Genomic DNA, 3195 nt, shown 5'->3' with positions numbered 1-3195 from the left:
CTGCAGCTCGTGGAGCCGCGGCGCTGCGCCGATCCGGTGTTGTCGCCGCTGCTGGCCGGAACGTCCGAGCCGACCAAGCGCCATCTGCAGCCGGCCTGATCCCGGTCACCGTCACAAGGAGAGGACTCCAGCCATGAAACAAGCTCCCAAGAAGTCAAGCGCGGCGCTGTGCGCCACCCTGCTCGCGCCGCTGGCGCTGGCCGCTGCATCCTTCGCCGCGCAAGCGCAGGAGGTGGTGAAGATCGGCTTCACCGGCCCGCTGTCCGGCGGCCAGGCGGCCTACGGCGTGGACAACCGCGACGGCCTGCTGCTGGCGGTGAAGGAGCTCAACGCCAAGGGCGTGCAGGTGGCCGGCAAGAAGGTGACGTTTGAGGTGGTGGCGCAGGACGACGGCGCCGATCCCCGCCAGGGCGTGGCCGTTGCGCAGGTGCTGGCGGACGCCAAGGTCCATTACGTCGTGGGCCCGTACAACTCCGGCGTGGCCATCCCCGCGGGCCGTGTCTACAACGAGGCGGGCATGCTCATGCTCACCGTGGCGTCCAACCCCAAGGTGACGCAATTGGGCTATCCGCGGCTGTTCCGCGTTGGCGTGAACGACGCGCAGGTCGGCATTGCCATGGCGGCCTACGCCGCCAAGGACATGAAGGCCAAGAACGTGGCGGTGATCGACGACCGCACCGCCTACGGCCAGGGCCTGGTGGCCGAGTTCATGGCCGAGGCCAAGCGCCAGGGCATGAACGTCGTGAAGCAGGAATTCACCACCGACAAGGCCACGGATTTCACCTCCATCCTGACCTCCATACGCAGCGCCAAACCGGACGCGGTGTTTTATGGCGGCTATTCCTCGCAGGCCGGCCCCATGCTGCGCCAGATGGTGTCGCTGGGTATCAACGCCAAATTGTTGGGCGGCGACGGCATTTGCACCACCGAGACCAGCCGGCTCAGCGGCAACGTGGCTGACGGGAATGTGCTGTGCACGCAAGCCGGCGTGATATTGGGCCAGGCCGATGCCGGCCGCGCCTTTGCAGCCAAATACAAGGCCGCCTACAACCGCGACCCGCTGACCTACGCCGTGTCCTTTTATGACGCCGCGATGCTGCTGGCCGACGCCATGCAGAAAACCGGCTCCACCGACCCCGGCAAATTGGGAGAATTCCTGGCCAAGGGCGCTTACCAGGGCGTGGCCGGCGAGTATTCCTTCACCGACAAGCACGACCTGAAATCATCGCCGGTGAGCGTTTATGGCTTCAAGGGCGGCCAGCCGCAGGCCGTGGCGTCCTTCTGAATATCTCGGGGTGATTGGGCGGCAAGAGCGCCCAACGTTCATGGCCGCGACAGCAATGTCGCGGCCTTTTTTATGGGCAGGCAACAGATGTCCAGCCTTTTGTACCCACACCGCGCAGACAAATAAAAAAGCCGCCCTTGCGGGCGGCTTGGAGATTTGATTCGCTGGTTGCGGAAATGACGGTGGGTCAGGACACGTACATCGGCATGCTCACAGCAGCCCTGGACGGCGGGCGGCGGGCACCGGTATCTGCCGATACGCCCACGTGCACCAATCCCTGGCTGCCGCCTTGGCGGCGATGCTCGCTGGGAGAATGTCCGAACAGGGCCCGATAGGCCTTGCAGAAATGGGAAGCCGTCTGGAAGCCGCAGGCGACGGTGATTTGCATGATGGGCGCGCTGGTATGCGACAGCAATTCCCGCGCGCGCCGCAAACGCAGCGTCAAATAATGCTGCGCGGGCGTGACGTTGTAGTAGCGGTGGAACAGGCGCTCCAACTGGCGCAGCGAAATACCGGCCGCATCCGCGATTTCCGACAGCGTCAGCGGCTCCTCGATGTTGGCCGACATCAGCTCGGCCGCCTCCACCAGGTGTTCGTAGCCGGGGCCGACGAATTCCGGCTGGGGGAGTTTTTGCTGGTCGGACTGGTCGCGCACGCGATCGACGATGAATTGTTCCGAAATCGCCATGGCCAGCTTGTTGCCGTGGTGGGCACGGACCATGTGAATCATCAGGTGCAGGGGCGCGATGCCGCCGGAGGCGGTGACGCGCTCGCGGTCGATCACGAACACTTCCAGGGCGAAATGCACCTTGGGATGGGATTCGCGCAGCGCCACCAGGTTTTCCCAGTGCACGGCGCAGCGATAACCGTCCAACACGCCGGCGGCAGCCAGTGCGTGGGTGCCCGTGCACAGCGCGCCCAGGGCCTGGCCGCGCGCGACGCGGCGGCGCAAATCCTGGACCACGCTGTCGGAAATCGCCTTTTGAACCTCCACGCCGCCGCAGACAAATACCAGGTCGCACGCATCCAGGGACTGCAGATCGCCGGAATCCGCTACCGTCAAACCATTGCTGGCGGCGGATTGGGAACCATTGGCCGATACCACGGTCCAGGTATAGAGCGGCTGCCGGCTCAGAAGGTTGGCCATGCGCAGCACCTCCACCGCGTTGGTGAAGGCAATCATCGAATAATTTTCAAGCAGCAAAAAACCAAAATGCCTAACCTTGGGATCGGGAATCGAGGATGCAACCATGGCGTGGGACCTTTGTCGTCGGATGAACTGCTGTGCGACTGGACGCTTGCTTTGCCCCTACTGACAGCTTTCAACCTGAATATGTTGCGGTTTGAAAGCTCGTAGAGAGACGAAGTTGTCTCAGCGTCGAATGAAGACCCCGGATGACATGGACTTCAAATTTGCCCCCGGGTAGACACAGGTCAAAGCGCAAGACCTATGCCAACGCCAAACTCCTCAAAGACTGTTGGAAACGCCTTGATTTGCCGCCTGGATGGGTTTTTTGCACCATCATCCGTGTCCGTGATCAAACATTGAGGCCACTTGGCGGTGCAGGTTGCACCAGTGCAGTGCCGCTGCAACCTGAATTTCACAGGAATTTAGTCCGCCTGAATACAGGGAATTACACCAAATTCCCAGCCATAAGCCTGGAAATTTGATTATTTGCTTGCTTGTTGTGCTTGATCTGTGATAAGTAGCGATAATTTGCTTTTGCGCGCGCAAGACTTTATGGCGCCGGCATAAAGGTCGCGCCAATTGCAAGTGACGTGTCAGAAAGCAAAAACCCGGCCGACCACGCAGGGTGGCCGGCCAGGCTCAACTAAATAGCCTCAAGAATTTTCCCGGGGCTCGACCCGGGTTTCGCCAGAATCAGTTCGGCGCCTGCACCAGGGCCAGT

At 61.8% G+C, this 3195-nt stretch carries 2 protein-coding genes; one reads left to right on the top strand and one right to left on the bottom strand.

The window, feature by feature from the left end:
* The first annotated feature begins 133 nt into the window (after window positions 1–133).
* A complete protein-coding gene (locus ALA01S_RS30555; protein ID WP_066343482.1) occupies window positions 134–1285 on the top strand; it encodes a branched-chain amino acid ABC transporter substrate-binding protein in 1152 nt (383 codons plus the stop codon).
* A gap of 187 nt (window positions 1286–1472) precedes the next feature.
* Here the strand turns inward: ALA01S_RS30555 and ALA01S_RS30550 are convergent, their stop codons facing one another.
* On the bottom strand, window positions 1473–2537 hold the full coding sequence (locus ALA01S_RS30550; RefSeq protein ID WP_084268106.1) for a GlxA family transcriptional regulator: 1065 nt from the start codon (window positions 2535–2537) through the stop codon (window positions 1473–1475).
* Window positions 2538–3195: the final 658 nt, after the last annotated feature.

The sequence above is a fragment of the Azohydromonas lata NBRC 102462 genome, from assembly GCF_001571085.1.
GTDB lineage: Bacteria > Pseudomonadota > Gammaproteobacteria > Burkholderiales > Burkholderiaceae_C > Azohydromonas > Azohydromonas lata.
This window is presented reverse-complemented; position numbering and strand designations above follow the sequence as displayed.